Below are 15,194 nucleotides of genomic sequence, written 5' to 3'. Positions count from 1 at the left end.
CTTTTCCCCCGCGCCTTTTTAAAACGTGTTACACTTTTGTCGAAGGTATCGAAATTGAGGTGTCCATTGAATGAACAATCAACGATATGTGGTCATTGATGTGGAAACGACAGGGAATTCGCCGAAAAAAGGCGACAGAATCATTCAAATTGCAGCGGTTGTGATTGAAAATGGACAGATAACCGAACGTTTCTCCAAATATGTGAATCCCAATCAGCCGATTCCCGCTTTTATTGAGCAGCTGACGGGAATTTCGAATGAAATGGTTGAAAATGAAGAACCATTTTCGGCGATTGCCGAAGATATTTTTGAGCTGCTTCATGACAGCTGTTTTATCGCTCATAACATTCATTTTGATCTTGCTTTTGTCAAGCATGAGCTGCAGCTGGCCGGCTTTGGTGAGATTGAATGCAGCGTTCTCGATACGGTGGAGCTTTCGAGAATCGTCTTTCCGGGTTTTGACGGCTATAAATTGACAGAGCTGAGCGAAGAGCTTCAGATTCGCCATGAAAACCCGCACAGGGCTGACAGCGATGCGGAAGTGACCGCTTTGATCTTTTTACATATGATGGACAGACTGAAAAGGCTGCCGATTCCCGTTTTGAAATCTATCAGACGTCTATCCTGGCATTTGATCAGCGACGCGCAGGAGCTTTTTGACGGCTTGATTGCTGAAAAAGGCGCCGATGCTGAACTTGAGGCCGGCTTTACGAAGGTCGGTTCTTTTGTGATCAGGACTCCTGAAGTCGAGGATGAAGAGGCCGGCCATAAGAGCCGGGTTCCGCAGACAGAGCCGCTCATTTGGGAAAGAGACGGCGGGCTTTCTTCATTGGACGACCGGTTTGACAAGAGAGAAGGTCAGACAAAAATGATGCGGGAGGTCTGGACCGCTTTTCAAAATCATGAGCATGCGTTAATAGAAGCCGCTACTGGAATCGGAAAATCGCTCGGATATCTCGTGCCGGCTGCAATTCACGCCAAGCAAACAGGCAAACCGGTCGTGATCAGCACATATACGACATTGCTTCAGCAGCAAATGATAAACCGCGATATCCCGCTTTTGGAAAAGATTTTTCCATTTCCGGTAAAAGCCGCGGTTTTAAAGGGCCGCTCCCATTACTTATCCATTCGCAAGTTCAAGCATATTTTACAGGAAGATGATGACAATTATGATAGCGTCCTAGCAAAAGCGCAGATTCTCGTCTGGCTGACAGACACGGAAACGGGCGATTTATCCGAAATTAATCTCCCGTCAGGCGGAAAGCTTTTATGGGACAGACTAGCATATGATTCGCATTCATATGCAGAAAGCAGCAACATGAGGAAATTGTGTTTTTATGAAAGAGCCAAAGCGAGGGCCCAGAAGGCTGATATGATCATTACCAATCATGCGCTTCTGTTGACTGACGAAACCAATCAGCGAATCCATACCGGAGATGCCGATATGTTCATTATTGATGAAGCCCATCATTTTGAGCGCGCGGCGGGCGAGCAGTATGGAGCTAGAGCAGACTATGTCTTTCTCCACAAAAGATTGATGAGGCTCGGCACCCTCAAGCAGAGGGGTATTTTGAAAAAAGCCGAACGGCTCTACCGGTCGGCAGGCATTTCATCAGAATCCTTTTTCCAAATGGACGAATGGCTCGCTCAGCTTCTTGAAGAAAGCGATCTATTCTTTACGGCTGTTCATTCTTTTGTCAAGAGGAGGAAACCAAGAAACGATCTAAACCGTCTCTTATATAAGATCGGCGAAACCGGTGAAAGCAGAGCATGGAGCAGGCTTGAAGAAGGCGCACGAAGACTGTGTTCCATGCTGTATGACATGCATCGGCTGTTTATGGATCAAAAGAAAAGCCTCGCTGAAAAACAGGCTTCTTTCACAAGCCGTCAGGCGTTTTTGTTAGAGGAATACGATTCGTGCATGAACGACCTTGAAGAATATCGAAAGACGCTCTGCCGCTTGATGTTTGACCCTGTTGAAGATGAGGTCGTCTGGATTGAAATTGACGCGAAGGGCGCAAAAAACGCCGCTGCTATTTACGCTCAGCCGCTTGATACAAGCGAAATTCTGGCCGACCGGTTTTTCACCGAGAAAAAAAGCGTTGTCCTCACATCGGGGACGCTTGTCGTCGAGAACTCTTTTGACTATATGATCAAAAAGCTTGGTTTAAGCGATTTCTATCCGAGGACCTTGCAAATCGAGTCGCCTTTTTCTTATGATAAACATATGAATATCATGATTCCGACGGATGTCAGCCCGATTCAAAACGATCCGGGAGACTATATTCAGGATGTCTCGCGTTACGTCAAGGCGCTTGCAAAACAGAAAGATGCCAAAGTGCTCGTCCTGTTTACGTCTCATGATATGCTGCGAGACGTCTACCATACATTGAAAAATGAGGAAGACTTTCCTTGCCAGCTCCTTGCACAGGGGATTTCCGGCGGAAGTCCCGTTAAGGTCATGAAGTTGTTTAAATCGTATCCTCATGCGGTTCTTCTCGGAACGAACCATTTTTGGGAGGGCGTTGACTTTCCGGGTGATGAGCTGACGACGCTGATCATCGCAAGGCTTCCGTTCAGACCGCCTGACCATCCGGTTGAATCAGCAAAGTGCGACCGGGCAAAGAGAAGGGGAGAAAGTCCGTTTCAAGCGGTATCTCTGCCGGAAGCTGTCCTGGCCTTCAGGCAGGGAATCGGCAGGCTGCTCCGCTCAGAGAAAGACAGCGGAACGGTAGTTATTCTTGACCGCCGCATCCGAACCTCTTCCTACGGCACGGTGTTTATGAAGGCTCTGCCCCCTGCAAAAGTCATGGAGCCTACTTTCCTTGAGCTTGAAGCCTACATAGCCGGGAAAAACGGCTAAAAGCCGCATAAAGCGGCTCTTAAATGGTGTGGATTAAGGTTTTATTTTTTAGGCTGTTTATTTAAACGGATATCCCGTTGTAACAACTAGTATGGCTTTTGCTACAAAGAGTATGAATTACAATTATTGTTTCGTTCGGAGGTATTTGAAAAATGGAAAACAAAATCGAAATTCTATCTACTGTAAGCGTCGAGCACTCAGAAGACCTGTATAAAATCGTTGATCTTTTGAACCGTACGCTCAAACGCGATGATCTCATGTTCGGCCTCGCTCTCGATGAAGAAGACCAAAAACAGGCCATTTTTACGATTTATCGTACTTAGGAGCAGAAAATGGGCAAAAAAACATTAATTTTCATACTGATATTTGGTATTATCTTTTTAACAGCACTTCTTGCGGGAGCGAATGTCTACCGTACGGCAATGGATCAGAAAGAAAACGGCCACGAGCAGGCTGCCGAAACAGCCAGGCAGGAAGCCGGCTTAAAACAAGTTGACAGCGTGGAGACGTTTGTCGGTAAAGAAAAGCAGTACATTGTTACAGGGGCAGACAAAAAAGGCGACAAAATGTATGTTTGGGTGCCTGCTGACAAAAAGCAGAAAACGCTTTACAAAAAAGCATCAGCCGGCATTACCGGCCGCCAGGCTGCAAAAGCTGTTCAGGATGAGGGCCTGATGTCTGAGCTTAAAGAGGTGCACCTTGCAAGGGAAGGCAATGTTCTATTGTGGGAAGTTACATACTTAAATAAAGATGGGCAGTACAGTTTAAGCTATGTGGACTTTATAAACGGAAAAATTCACAAAAATATTACGCCTTAGACGAAACAGGGGGAAATCGAGTTGAATCTAGCTAAAAGAGTATCAGCGTTAACACCATCTGCAACATTGGCAATCACTGCAAAAGCAAAAGAATTAAAAGCGGCAGGGCACGACGTCATCGGTCTTGGGGCAGGTGAGCCGGATTTTAATACGCCTGAGCACATCATTGAAGCGGCTGTCCGTTCGATGAACGAAGGACATACCAAATACACGCCTTCCGGCGGTCTTGCGGCGCTGAAAGACAGCATCCGCGATAAATTCAAGCGCGATCAGGGAATTGAATACAGCCAATCGGAAGTTATTGTGTGCACAGGTGCAAAGCATGCTCTTTACACCCTATTTCAAGTGCTCCTCGACGAAGGGGACGAAGTGATTATTCCGACTCCGTACTGGGTCAGCTATCCTGAACAAGTCAAGCTTGCAGGCGGCAAACCTGTGTTTGTGGAAGGCCTTGAGGAAAACAGCTTCAAGATTTCTCCGGAGCAGCTCGAAAAAGCCGTCACAGAAAAAACGAAGGCTGTGATCATCAATTCCCCAAGCAATCCGACAGGGATGATGTATACGGAAGAAGAGCTCAAAGCTCTCGGTGAAGTATGCCTTCGACGCAACGTTTTAATCGTATCTGATGAAATATATGAAAAGCTGATTTACGGCGGAAAAAAACATGTATCCATTGCACAGCTTTCTCCAGAACTTAAAAACCAAACCGTGATCATCAACGGGGTTTCCAAGTCACACAGCATGACCGGCTGGAGAATCGGTTATGCAGCAGGCAGCGAACCGATCATTAAAGCGATGACGAACCTAGCCAGCCACAGCACGTCAAATCCGACATCTGTCGCTCAATATGGAGCCATTGCCGCTTACAATGGGCCAAACGAGCCTGTTGAGGAGATGAGAAAAGCTTTTGAAGAACGGCTGAACAAGGTGTATGAACTGCTTGTTGACATTCCGGGATTAACATGCCTGAAGCCTGAAGGAGCCTTCTACTTGTTCCCGAATGCAAAAAAAGCGGCAGAATCGTGCGGCTTTTCAAGCGTTGATGAATTCGCCGAAGCGCTTTTGGAAGAAGAAAAGGTTGCGATCGTTCCTGGTTCAGGGTTCGGCGCACCGGACAACATCCGTCTGTCGTATGCGACATCCCTGTCACTTTTGGAAGAAGCGGTTGAACGCATCCGCCGCTTTGTCGTGAATCGCAGCCGCTAGAAATTAAAAAGCGTCCGCAGGCGGACGCTTTTTTCATGCACACAACCTGCATTGACCTGATCGATTTAAAAAAGGTATAATATACGTTATGGACGTCAGAAAGAATGAGGGCTTGACCGAATTCTTTCGTGTTTTGGAGGGAAACGATAGTGAAAACAACAATAAACCAAGTGTACAAGCATGTTGGTGAAGAAGTAACAATCGGCGCTTGGATCGCCAACAAACGTTCAAGCGGCAAAATTGCGTTTTTGCAGCTTAGAGACGGGACAGGCTTTATCCAAGGAGTCGTCGTCAAAGCGGAAGTGGACGAAGAAACATTTCAAACCGCTAAGTCTGTAACACAGGAAACATCATTATATGTAAAAGGCGTCGTCAAAGAAGACGAGCGTTCGCCTCTCGGCTACGAGCTTGCTGTGACGTCGCTTGAAGTCATCCATGAAGCGACAGATTATCCGATTACACCTAAAGAACACGGAACAGAATTTTTGATGGATCACAGACATTTGTGGCTCCGTTCAAAACGGCAGCATGCAACGATGAAAATCCGCAACGAGATTATTCGCGCTACATACGAATTTTTCAATAAGGAAGGCTTTGTTAAAGTCGATCCTCCGATTTTGACGGGAAGCGCACCCGAAGGAACGACAGAGCTTTTTGCGACAAAGTATTTTGACGAAGATGCCTACCTTTCGCAAAGCGGCCAGCTTTACATGGAAGCTGCTGCAATGGCTTTAGGAAAAGTCTTTTCATTCGGACCGACTTTCAGAGCTGAGAAATCAAAAACGAAGCGCCATCTGATCGAATTCTGGATGATCGAGCCGGAAATGGCTTTTGTCGAATTCAATGAAAACCTTGAAGTTCAAGAGAACTATGTCTCTTTTATCGTCCAAAGCGTGCTTGAAAACTGCAAAATAGAACTGAATACGCTCGGCAGAGACACTTCCAAGCTGGAGCTTATCAAAGCGCCTTTCCCAAGAATCACGTATGATGAAGCAATTCAGTTCTTAAAAGAGAAAGGCTTTGACGATATTGAATGGGGCGATGACTTCGGCGCTCCTCACGAAACGGCGATTGCTGAAAGCTATGACAAGCCGGTATTTATTACACACTATCCGACATCATTAAAGCCGTTTTATATGCAGCCTGCACCTGACAGGGAAGATGTCGTATTGTGCGCTGACTTGATTGCGCCTGAAGGCTACGGCGAGATTATCGGCGGATCTGAACGGATTCATGATCTCGAGCTTCTCGAAGCGCGCCTGAAAGAGCACGGTTTAGAATCGGACGCTTATCAATGGTATGCAGAGCTGAGAAAATACGGCTCAGTTCCGCATTCAGGGTTCGGACTCGGACTTGAACGGACGGTTGCCTGGATCTGCGGCTCTCCGCACGTCCGCGAAACGATTCCGTTCCCAAGACTGTTAAATCGCTTATATCCTTAAGAAAAAAGTCTCCTGATTGCAGGAGACTTTTTCACAGTCATCCATGATATACTGGAAGGTAAGAGGTGTATCGAATGAAAAAACAGCACTTTATTAAGATGCAGGATATGGGAGCTGTCACCATTCCGAATCTGCTCTTTATGAACTATCGGGAGCTTGGCTTAAACGAGACAGAATTCATGCTGCTCTTAAACATTAAAATGCATGTTGAAAGAGGTTCTTTTTTTCCGACGCCGGAGGAATTAAGCAAGACGATGTCGATTGAAACCGAAGAATGCATGAATATGCTGAGAATGTTCATTCAAAAAGGCTTCATCTATATAGAAGAATGCGAAGACCAGAACGGCATTAAATTTGAAAAATATTCGCTCGAACCTCTCTGGGGCAAGCTGTTTGAGCTTTTAGAAATGGCCGAGCAGAAAAAACTCGCCGAACAGAATGAAGGCGAACAGAAGAGCCTTTATACAATCTTTGAAGAAGAGTTTGCACGACCGCTTTCTCCGCTGGAATGCGAGACGCTCAGCATCTGGCTTGACCAGGATCATCACGATGCACAGCTGATCAAACAAGCTCTCAAAGAAGCCGTCATATCAGGAAAATTAAATTTCCGCTACATTGACCGGATTCTGTTTGAGTGGAAGAAAAACGGCGTTTCAACAGTCGAACAAGCCGTAAACTACAGCCAAAGATTCAGGCGGAAGACTGCTCCGCGGCAAAATGAGCAAAAGGAGTATACAAGACAGGTTCCTTTTTACAATTGGCTTGAACAATAAAGTGAAAGGTGAAGACATGCTAACAAAAAAACAGATCGAGTTTTGTTTAGACACAATCGGTGAAATGTTTCCGGATGCAGAGTGCGAATTAGTCCATGACAATCCGTTTGAACTTGTCATCGCTGTCGCTTTATCGGCCCAGTGCACAGACGCGCTTGTCAATAAAGTGACGAAAACGCTTTTCCAAAAATACAAAAAACCTGAAGATTATCTTGCAGTTCCGCTTGAAGAGCTGCAGCAGGACATCAAATCGATCGGCTTATACCGCAACAAAGCTAAAAATATTCAAAAGCTGTGCAAAATGCTGCTGGAAGACTACGGAGGTGAAGTGCCGAGAGACCGCGATGAGCTGGTGAAACTTCCGGGTGTCGGAAGAAAGACCGCTAATGTCGTCGTTTCCGTGGCATTCGGCGTTCCTGCCATTGCCGTCGACACCCATGTGGAAAGAGTTTCAAAAAGGCTCGGCATTTGCAGATGGAAGGATTCGGTCATGGAAGTTGAAAAGACGCTGATGAAAAAAGTGCCTGAATCAGAGTGGTCCGTCACTCATCACCGCTTGATTTTTTTCGGCCGCTATCACTGTAAGGCGCAAAGACCGAAATGCGAAGAATGCCCGTTGTTTTCTCTGTGCAGGGAAGGGCAAAAACGATATAAAAAAGGGCTGGTGAAGCTGCTGTGACAAGCGTTTCACTGTTGGACGAATACGAAAAAACGCTGCGGAAGAAAAGGCCGGAATCCGGCGAAAGGCTTGCGGTACTTTCTGAAAATCCGCTCTGCTATGATTTTTTTCAAGACGCAGGAGAGGACAAGCCTTGGGAGCATGCGGAAGAATGGGTCCCGCTTCTGTTTGCAGAATGGGAACGCACAAAAGAAAAGCTTCTGCCCGTCTTTAAAACGAGAAAATCAAGGTGCAGCCAGGATGACATGCTCAACGGGGTGTGCTGCTTGATCGCAAGCCTTCACTGGACGATGGGGGAGCCTGTCAAAAGTCTCAACTGGGAGATCATCACCCGGAAGGATTTTGGAGCAAAGCCGATGAACTGGACGGAACGGCTCGAGTTCATCCTGCTGAAACCGACGCAGTACCATTGTTTTATCCAGCTTGACGAATTGTTTACGGAAATGAAAAAGCAATTTTATAAATATGTTGCCATGAATCATAAAAAAGCCACTCACTAAATTGTGAGTGGCTTTTTTGATCAATTGGTGCCGGTTGATTGACCGTTGGAATTTGTTTGTTGATCACCTGTGTTGGCGCCTTGATCCGGGTTTTTGTTTTTGTCTTTATCTTTATCTTTATTTTGATCGTTGTCTTGATCATCGGCGTCATCATCTTTTCTGCCGTTGTTTTGGTCTGAATTTCCCGGATTTTGATTGTTTTGATCGGAATTTCCTGGATTTTGATCATTCGGCTGATTTGAATTGCCGTTATTTTGTTTGTCTTTGTCCTGATCATCATCAGCATCCTGCTTCTTCTCGTCATCGTCTTTCTTTTCATCGTCCGTTTTTGACTCATCCTCATCAGCCGCGTTGACTTTAAGCGTTACAGAAGCAGGGTCGCTTTCACCATCTTCGGTAACGGCAGTGACTTGGAATCTGTAAACGGATCCTTCTTTTGCATTCGGTATGACGGCTTCTTTCGCACTGCTGTTTTGAATTTCGCTGTATCCGCCTCCGTCAACAGACTGTTTGACTTTAAAGGATACATCACCGTCTCCGGAATATGACCATGAAAGCTTAATGCTCTTTGATGCTTCATCATACTCTGCGCTCAAACCTGACGGCTTGTCGGCATTTTCTTTTTCTTCATATTTTTTCGAAACGGTCGTCGGCTGTGTGCCTTTTACAAAGTACTCAGTGACTTTTTTATCGCTAGGCGTGTTGCTGCTGGCGAGCACCGGCGGGTTCGAGCCTTTTAGAACGGTCGCTTCAACGACGCTGTCAGGCTTTTCAAATGAGCCGCTGCCGTTGTCCACCTTGGCAATCAGTTTTTTGAATAGGAGCTTGGCGACTTGCTGTTCGCTCTGGCTCAGCGAATTAAAGCCTTCTTTACCGGTCCAGACCGCTGCGGTATATTGCGGCGTATAGCCGACGAACCATGAATCTCTCGCTCCGTTTCGATTTATGCCGTGTTTTCTAATGTCGTCCTCGGTAAAGTTCGTCGTACCCGTTTTACCTGCTACAGTGACGCCGGGGACTTGAGCCGCTGTTCCTGTTCCTCGCTGAACAGCGCTTTTCAGCATATCCGTTATCATAAATGCGGTATAATCGCTCATGGCAGCCTTTGATTCAGGCGTCAAATCAAGCTTAGTGCCGTCATTGAATTCCACCGCGGTAACAGTATGCGGCTCATTGTAGTAGCCGTTGTTGCCGAAGGCGCTGTACGCTCCGGCCATTTGCAGAGGCGACACACCATTTCCGAAGCCGCCGATTGCATAAGCTTCCACTAAGTCATCTGAATTTATGTTAAGGCCAAGGTTGCCTGCAAATTTTACAATATTGTCTTTGCCGGCTGCCTGGAACGCTTTTAAAGCCGGGATGTTTCGAGAATCGACCAGCGCCTCTCTCATCGATATCCAGCCTCTGTAGCTTCTGTCATAGTTGTTAATCGGATCTCCAGTTGAATACGTGTATGCTTCATCTTTAATCTGTTCATACGTCGACCATTTCTTGTTCTCAATGACAGGGCCGTAGTCAAGGATTGGCTTAATCGTTGAACCGGGTTGACGTTTAGTATCTACTGCATAGTTAAAGTCGCCTGCTTTCCGGTCGCGTCCGCCGCCGAGCGCGCGGATCTCTCCGGTTTTCGTATCGAGCAGGGTGAGGCCGGCCTGCATTTTTTCGGTATACTGAATAGAATCGCCGTCCATCAGCTGATCCACATAATCCTGTGCGTCTGTATCAATCGTCGTGTAAATCTTCAGTCCGTCCGTTCCCGGAGTGACGTTCGCTTTTTCTTTCACTTCGGCGACGGCCTGCTCGATAAACGCGCTGTATTTGTTGGACGTTGTTTTTGCGTACTCTTTCGGAGATACAAGGCCTTTTGTGACGGCTACTTTTTTCGCTTTGTTGTACTCTGCGTCAGAGATAAAGCCGTGTTTATTCATCAGGCTCAGCACGACATTGCGCCGTTTCTCGGCTTTTTCCGGATGTTTGATCGGGTTGTAGTTATTCGGGCTTTGCGGCATGCCGGCAAGCGTTGCGGCCTGCTCGACCGTTAAGTCGTTTAGATCTGTAACCCCGTAGAACTGCTCAGCCGCTTTTCCGACACCGTAGGCCTGCGGCGAGAAGTAAATCCGATTTAAATACATTTCAAGAATTTCGTCTTTTGAGTATTTTCTTTCCAGCTGGAAAGACAGCCAGACTTCCTGGACTTTCCGTTTCAGCGTTTTTTCATGTGACAGAAGGGAGTTTTTGACGACCTGCTGTGTGATCGTACTTCCGCCTTCAGAACCAAATCCGCCTTCGAAGTTTGCCAGAAGCGCTCCTCCGATCCGGATCGGGTCGACGCCGTGGTGGTCATAGAAACGGGCGTCTTCCGTTGCAAGAAATGCGTTTTTGACGGAATCCGGGATGTCTTTAATCGACACGTACGTCCGTTTTTCCGAACCGATTTCGGCGATTTCTTTTCCGTTTTTGTCATAGATGGTAGAAGAGTACGGTGTCTTCAGTTTTGCTTCATCAAGGGACGGCGAGTCCGCTACCATCACCGCAAAAGTGACGCCCCCGGCAATCAAGCCGATAACACCGATGATTAAAATGGATAAAAGAATTTTCTTAAACAATCCTGCTTTTTTCTTTTTCTTGGGTTTAGAATGAGTATTAGACCTGCTTTTGCCCTGCTGGGCTTTTCGCCGTTCCTGGCGGCTGTTAAATTGATCTGACATAACATCTCAACCTTTCGTAGTTAAACCTTTCCGCTCACATGACTTTAAAATCATAATTTATGATGGCGAAAAATACAACTGATCAATAATCTTAATATAATCAATTCTTGGCGAGTATCCAAGTGAAATGGGGTGAGCGGCTTCCTGAAGCTCGTCTTTTCGGATCGATTTTCTGCCGTTTTGCTTTTTCCGCTCCCAGAAATAAAATAATTTTTCTGCTTCCAAAAAATAAATTTCTTCAAAAGCGGATATGATAACAAAACAAATGCCGTCTTGCGCCACAACCTGCTTCATATGCTCGATCTGATGATCGTGGAAATTCTGAAGCGGGAACGAGGTTCGGCTCTTTGTTTCTTTCGCTTCAAAATCGATGTAGCGGCCTTTATAAACCCCATTATAATCAGTAGTTGACGACTGCTTGAAATATGCTTCTTTGATAACCGCAGCGCTTCGCTTCGGATAATCGACCTGGACAATCTGTACAGGTGTCGGTTTTTTATGGATGACCGCAATCGAATGAGATTGATAATACATATTCGTTTCATTCAGGTCATCTTCGAGGGTCATGCCGCGATTGGAATACGACGGCTTCTTTTGCAAGGATGAGGCAGCTGTTTTCGGCTGATAGGATTTGCCGTTCGGGTAACGAATCACTTTCTTCATCCTCCTTTTACAAAAAATCTGGATACTAACGGAAGTGGCTGATCTTGCACAACACTTTTTCCGCGGCGGAGCTGACGAGCCGCATTCAAGAGCTGACCGCAAAACTGAACAAGGACAATATCTCACGGACAAATGCCTACAAACGCTACTTTGACCGCCATCCTGAAATCAAGTGGTCGCTTTTGGCTTCATTTGTTTCCCGGAATGCCGGCTGGTCGATGACCGATTTAAAAGGGCGCTTATTCGAGCTCGGACTTACGGCTTTTCAGCAGAAATGGCTGTTTTTAGCGTATGAGAGAGCGAACTGGCTGATCTTTTCAGACGCCTATCCGCAGCTCCTGCTATACCATTGGTCCAAGCAGCTTGGCCAGCCGCTGTTTCATTTGCTCTCCTCATTTGGCGTGTCTTCATTTATGAAAACGGAGTGGGAGCGGTTCTGGCATGAGCGCGATCAAAAGCGGCTCATGTACGCTCTCATTATAAATGAACAAAACACTATCCAAACTCCTATTATACAAAATCCTTTGTTTAAAAAGAATGTTTTTCAGACGATTCCTTTTCAGCTGTGTGAATGGTTTCACTTCAACACGGTCATTTTCCCGACGGTTGAAGGCGTTTTTTACGGTGTGTCTGTCAAACGCTTCACCAGTTTAAAGGAAAGGATCAAGCTCGGCAAGCAATTAAGCGAGCTGCTGTTTTCGCCTGAGCTTTTCCCCGGTTTTTTTCATTTTACATCATGTGTTCCGCATACCGGGTCGCGCTTTGATATGGAGCGCTGGGCAGGGGTTAAAATCAGAACCTCGCCGTTTTTGAGAACGTGTTATCCCGTTGTTGCCCATTCATTAGACGGATTAAAATGCGATTGGTTTCGCGGAGGAAAGAGGGAGGCGATGTTCAAAGATGAAAAACTGCCGAAAACGATCGAAATCACCGATTGGTATTTTCAAAAAAGAAGGCAGCTGCAGGCATTGTTTTCGCTGGAGCATTGGCTGAATAAGAGGTGAAAACAGAAAAAAGCAAGGGTTCTCCTTGCTTTTTAAGTAGACGGGCGGTTAGGTCCGCCTAATTTCTTATCCAGTGTGTCTGTTTGTTTAGCATCTGGTTTTGTTTTCGCAGGTGATTTCTTTTTATTGTTTTCCACAGCGGGCACCTCCTTACCTTTTTAGATTTTGCAAAAAAGCGCTGATCATACCATTTTTCGCAAGATCACTTGTCGAAAGCGGCGCGTTTGGCTGGAAAATGAGTTTCTTTGGCGGTTTGCTTCTAGTTTTGTCAGCTGTGGAGGAGAGAGTGCGCATAAGGGAGAATGCATAGAAGGCCATCAAAAAGGAGGGAAGCAAATGAACGGATTTGCAAGCAAAGACTCGGTCCTTCAAATGCTTTTGGAAACGGAATCAGACATGTCGTCTGCGGAGAAGGCTTTGACAGAAGCCGTACGCCGGACGGAGCAGGAAAAGCAGTCTGCCTGGAACGAACGGCTCGATCTGATTGAAAAAGAGCTGGCAGAACTCAGCTCATGTTTAAACAGCACGTTAATGGGAGTGGAGCCCGGGGTAGAGACGGCTTAAGCCGGATTCGTTGTAACGGCCGTCTTCCTTTGGTACGATAAACCCGAGGTGAAAAAATTGGATACACAATCTCTTCTTATACAGACACAGGATTTAATCCGCCTTGTAAAAGAAGCGGAAGAACGATATAGAAAGGGAAAAGAGGAAGGGACGGAATACGATTTTTTCGAGGTTGTCAAACCTTCTGTCGAGAGGTTCGAACAAACAGTGAAGAGCTGGCTGGCGGAAAGCCTGTCTTATATCAAGGCCAATCGGCCAAAATACATTTACGAAGAACAGCTCAACTCGGTTGAGGAAAATGCGAATGAAATTTTCATGCAGTCCTATTTCTGCAAAATTCATAAAAAACGCTTTAAAGATCTGACGGAATCCGTCCTCTACACGCTCAAAAACGTAGAAGACGATATATTAAAAGAAGACCGGGCCTAATCCCGGTCTTCTCAGCTTGTCGACAAAGTCACAAAAAAGTGGCTTGATCGACAAGCTTTTTTTGTTAAAATGTGTGTGAATCTAATTTTGGAGGTTTTACCATGTTGACCAAACACTCTAAAGATCAGCGTGAACAGCTTGAAGTCGTTGCCTTAAGTGAGCTTGTACCTGAAGACCATTTGGTCAGGAAGATGGAAGAAGCCATTGATTTTTCATTTATTTATCAAAAAGTTGCCCCTCTTTATTCTTCAAAAGGGCGTCCAAGTATTGATCCTGTTGTACTGATTAAAATGGTGCTCATTCAATACGTGTTTGGTCATCGCTCCATGCGCGAAACCATTAAGCGAATCGAAACTGATGTAGCCTATCGCTGGTTTATTGGATATGGATTCTCTGAAAAAATCCCTCACTTTTCAACCTTCAGTAAAAACTATGAACGTCGCTTTCATGACACAGACCTATTTGAAACAATCTTCTATAGGATTTTACGTCAGGCCATGGATCTCGGCCTCGTCGATCCTTCGGTTGCCTTCATCGACAGCACACATGTCAAAGCGAATGCCAATAAGAAAAAGTTTGTGAAAAAGATCGTAAGAAAAGAAACAAGAGCTTATCAGGAACAGTTAGATCAAGAAATTAATGCCGATCGCGAAGCCAACGGCAAAAAGCCCTTAAAGCCCAGGCAATGCTCAGAAGAACGAGAAATAAAAGAAAGTACAACAGATCCTGAGAGCGGCTATTTTGTAAAGGGTGAACGGGAACGCCTTTTTGCTTATGGTTTTCATACAGCTTGTGACCGGAACGGATTTGTGCTGGGGACGGTTGTTGAGCCTGCCAATATTCATGACAGCCAAGTGTTCACGACCCTGTTTCAACAAGTGAAAGAGCGCGTCGCCAAGCCTCATACGGTCGCAGTTGATGCCGGATACAAAACACCGGTTATCGCAAAATTTCTTCATGAAGAAAACGTTCGCCCTGTTATGCCTTACACGCGTCCGCAAACCAAAAAAGGATTCATGAGAAAACACGAGTATGTTTACGATGAATTTTATGATGTCTATATCTGCCCGCAAGACCATATTCTCTCCTATCGCACAACCAATCGGCAAGGTTATCGAGAGTATGCTTCAGATCCAAATCGATGTAAACAATGTCCATTACTACATACGTGTACAGAAAGTAGAGATCATCGAAAGATGATTCACAGACATATCTGGCAGGATCATTTAGACGAAGCTGATCATCTTCGGCATACGGAAGAGAATAAACAAATCTATGCCAAACGTAAAGAGACGATCGAACGAGTTTTTGCCGATTTAAAACATAAGCATGGCTTGCGCTGGACAACCTTACGGGGAAAGAAAAAATTGTCCATGCAGGCGATGCTTGTTTTCGCTGCCATGAATCTGAAAAAGCTGGCGAATTGGACCTGGAAAGGTCCTAACCGCCAGCCTTCTGATCGAAATAATAGAATAAAATGGACAAAAACAGGTCGGATTTTTAAAATCCGACCTGTTTTGTCAACGGTCTGAGAAGACCGGGCCT

15 protein-coding genes are annotated in these 15,194 nt (G+C 45.8%); 12 read left to right on the top strand and 3 right to left on the bottom strand.

The window, feature by feature from the left end; translation table 11 throughout:
* Nucleotides 1-70 precede the first annotated feature (70 nt).
* The 8 genes from dinG to H7F26_RS18110 all read left to right on the top strand — a co-directional run bounded on the left by dinG (nt 71) and on the right by H7F26_RS18110 (nt 8,281).
* A complete protein-coding gene (gene dinG, locus H7F26_RS18145) occupies nt 71-2,863 on the top strand; it encodes an ATP-dependent DNA helicase DinG (protein WP_017473944.1) in 2,793 nt (930 codons plus the stop codon).
* A 152-nt stretch (nt 2,864-3,015) separates the two neighbouring features.
* On the top strand, nt 3,016-3,186 hold the full coding sequence (locus H7F26_RS18140) for a YpmA family protein (protein ID WP_003182913.1): 171 nt from the start codon (nt 3,016-3,018) through the stop codon (nt 3,184-3,186).
* Nucleotides 3,187-3,195: 9 nt separating this feature from the next.
* Nucleotides 3,196-3,681: a cell wall elongation/penicillin-binding protein regulator TseB gene (gene tseB, locus H7F26_RS18135; protein ID WP_003182911.1), complete on the top strand. Its 486-nt coding sequence runs from the start codon at nt 3,196-3,198 to the stop codon at nt 3,679-3,681.
* A 21-nt stretch (nt 3,682-3,702) separates the two neighbouring features.
* Nucleotides 3,703-4,887 carry a pyridoxal phosphate-dependent aminotransferase gene (locus tag H7F26_RS18130; RefSeq protein ID WP_003182909.1) on the top strand — a complete coding sequence of 395 codons (1,185 nt, stop codon included), beginning with the start codon at nt 3,703-3,705 and terminating at the stop codon, nt 4,885-4,887.
* Nucleotides 4,888-5,036: 149 nt separating this feature from the next.
* Nucleotides 5,037-6,329 carry an asparagine--tRNA ligase gene (gene asnS, locus H7F26_RS18125; protein ID WP_003182907.1) on the top strand — a complete coding sequence of 431 codons (1,293 nt, stop codon included), beginning with the start codon at nt 5,037-5,039 and terminating at the stop codon, nt 6,327-6,329.
* A 74-nt stretch (nt 6,330-6,403) separates the two neighbouring features.
* The gene (locus H7F26_RS18120) at nt 6,404-7,102 is read left to right on the top strand and encodes a DnaD domain-containing protein (RefSeq protein WP_003182905.1); all 699 of its coding nucleotides are present in this window, start codon (nt 6,404-6,406) and stop codon (nt 7,100-7,102) included.
* 16 nt (nt 7,103-7,118) lie between these two features.
* Nucleotides 7,119-7,781 (top strand): endonuclease III, encoded by a 663-nt coding sequence (gene nth, locus H7F26_RS18115; protein ID WP_003182903.1) that lies wholly within the window; start codon nt 7,119-7,121, stop codon nt 7,779-7,781.
* Nucleotides 7,778-8,281, top strand: a complete 504-nt coding sequence (locus H7F26_RS18110) for a YpoC family protein (RefSeq protein ID WP_003182901.1) — start codon at nt 7,778-7,780, stop codon at nt 8,279-8,281. The genes nth and H7F26_RS18110 overlap by 4 nt, the downstream gene beginning before the upstream one ends.
* Before the next feature lie 20 nt (nt 8,282-8,301).
* Here the strand turns inward: H7F26_RS18110 and H7F26_RS18105 are convergent, their stop codons facing one another.
* Together H7F26_RS18105 and recU are read right to left on the bottom strand one after the other, a co-directional pair.
* Nucleotides 8,302-10,989: a penicillin-binding protein 1A gene (locus H7F26_RS18105; protein ID WP_017473945.1), complete on the bottom strand. Its 2,688-nt coding sequence runs from the start codon at nt 10,987-10,989 to the stop codon at nt 8,302-8,304.
* Between the two features lie 57 nt (nt 10,990-11,046).
* The gene (gene recU / locus H7F26_RS18100; protein WP_003182896.1) at nt 11,047-11,643 is read right to left on the bottom strand and encodes a Holliday junction resolvase RecU; all 597 of its coding nucleotides are present in this window, start codon (nt 11,641-11,643) and stop codon (nt 11,047-11,049) included.
* Between the two features lie 53 nt (nt 11,644-11,696).
* Here recU and H7F26_RS18095 point away from each other — a divergent pair, with 53 nt between their 5' ends.
* Complete coding sequence (locus tag H7F26_RS18095; protein ID WP_003182894.1) at nt 11,697-12,656, top strand: DUF2515 domain-containing protein; 960 nt, start codon at nt 11,697-11,699, stop codon at nt 12,654-12,656.
* 32 nt (nt 12,657-12,688) lie between these two features.
* Here the strand turns inward: H7F26_RS18095 and sspM are convergent, their stop codons facing one another.
* Nucleotides 12,689-12,793: an acid-soluble spore protein SspM gene (gene sspM, locus H7F26_RS18090; RefSeq protein WP_009328007.1), complete on the bottom strand. Its 105-nt coding sequence runs from the start codon at nt 12,791-12,793 to the stop codon at nt 12,689-12,691.
* Between the two features lie 199 nt (nt 12,794-12,992).
* Between sspM and H7F26_RS18085 the strand changes: the two genes are divergently transcribed.
* From H7F26_RS18085 to H7F26_RS18075, 3 genes are all read left to right on the top strand, one after another.
* Nucleotides 12,993-13,220 carry a YppD family protein gene (locus H7F26_RS18085; RefSeq protein ID WP_003182890.1) on the top strand — a complete coding sequence of 76 codons (228 nt, stop codon included), beginning with the start codon at nt 12,993-12,995 and terminating at the stop codon, nt 13,218-13,220.
* A gap of 57 nt (nt 13,221-13,277) precedes the next feature.
* Complete coding sequence (locus tag H7F26_RS18080) at nt 13,278-13,649, top strand: YppE family protein (protein WP_003182887.1); 372 nt, start codon at nt 13,278-13,280, stop codon at nt 13,647-13,649.
* A 101-nt stretch (nt 13,650-13,750) separates the two neighbouring features.
* Nucleotides 13,751-15,181: an IS1182 family transposase gene (locus H7F26_RS18075; protein ID WP_016886315.1), complete on the top strand. Its 1,431-nt coding sequence runs from the start codon at nt 13,751-13,753 to the stop codon at nt 15,179-15,181.
* Nucleotides 15,182-15,194: the final 13 nt, after the last annotated feature.

Source organism: Bacillus sp. PAMC28748 (assembly GCF_014250415.1).
Lineage (GTDB): Bacteria > Bacillota > Bacilli > Bacillales > Bacillaceae > Bacillus > Bacillus licheniformis.
Note: the sequence above shows the minus strand (reverse complement) of the source record. Positions and strands in the feature narration are given on the sequence as shown.

What these genes read in the sequence shown, in the direction of transcription:
- dinG (WP_017473944.1), top strand. Translation starts at nt 71, where the DNA reads ATGAACAATCAACGATATGTGGTCATTGATGTGGAAACGACAGGGAAT.
- H7F26_RS18140 (WP_003182913.1), top strand. Translation starts at nt 3,016, where the DNA reads ATGGAAAACAAAATCGAAATTCTATCTACTGTAAGCGTCGAGCACTCA.
- tseB (WP_003182911.1), top strand. Translation starts at nt 3,196, where the DNA reads ATGGGCAAAAAAACATTAATTTTCATACTGATATTTGGTATTATCTTT.
- H7F26_RS18120 (WP_003182905.1), top strand. Translation starts at nt 6,404, where the DNA reads ATGAAAAAACAGCACTTTATTAAGATGCAGGATATGGGAGCTGTCACC.
- nth (WP_003182903.1), top strand. Translation starts at nt 7,119, where the DNA reads ATGCTAACAAAAAAACAGATCGAGTTTTGTTTAGACACAATCGGTGAA.
- H7F26_RS18105 (WP_017473945.1), bottom strand. Translation starts at nt 10,989, where the DNA reads ATGTCAGATCAATTTAACAGCCGCCAGGAACGGCGAAAAGCCCAGCAG.
- H7F26_RS18085 (WP_003182890.1), top strand. Translation starts at nt 12,993, where the DNA reads ATGAACGGATTTGCAAGCAAAGACTCGGTCCTTCAAATGCTTTTGGAA.
- H7F26_RS18075 (WP_016886315.1), top strand. Translation starts at nt 13,751, where the DNA reads ATGTTGACCAAACACTCTAAAGATCAGCGTGAACAGCTTGAAGTCGTT.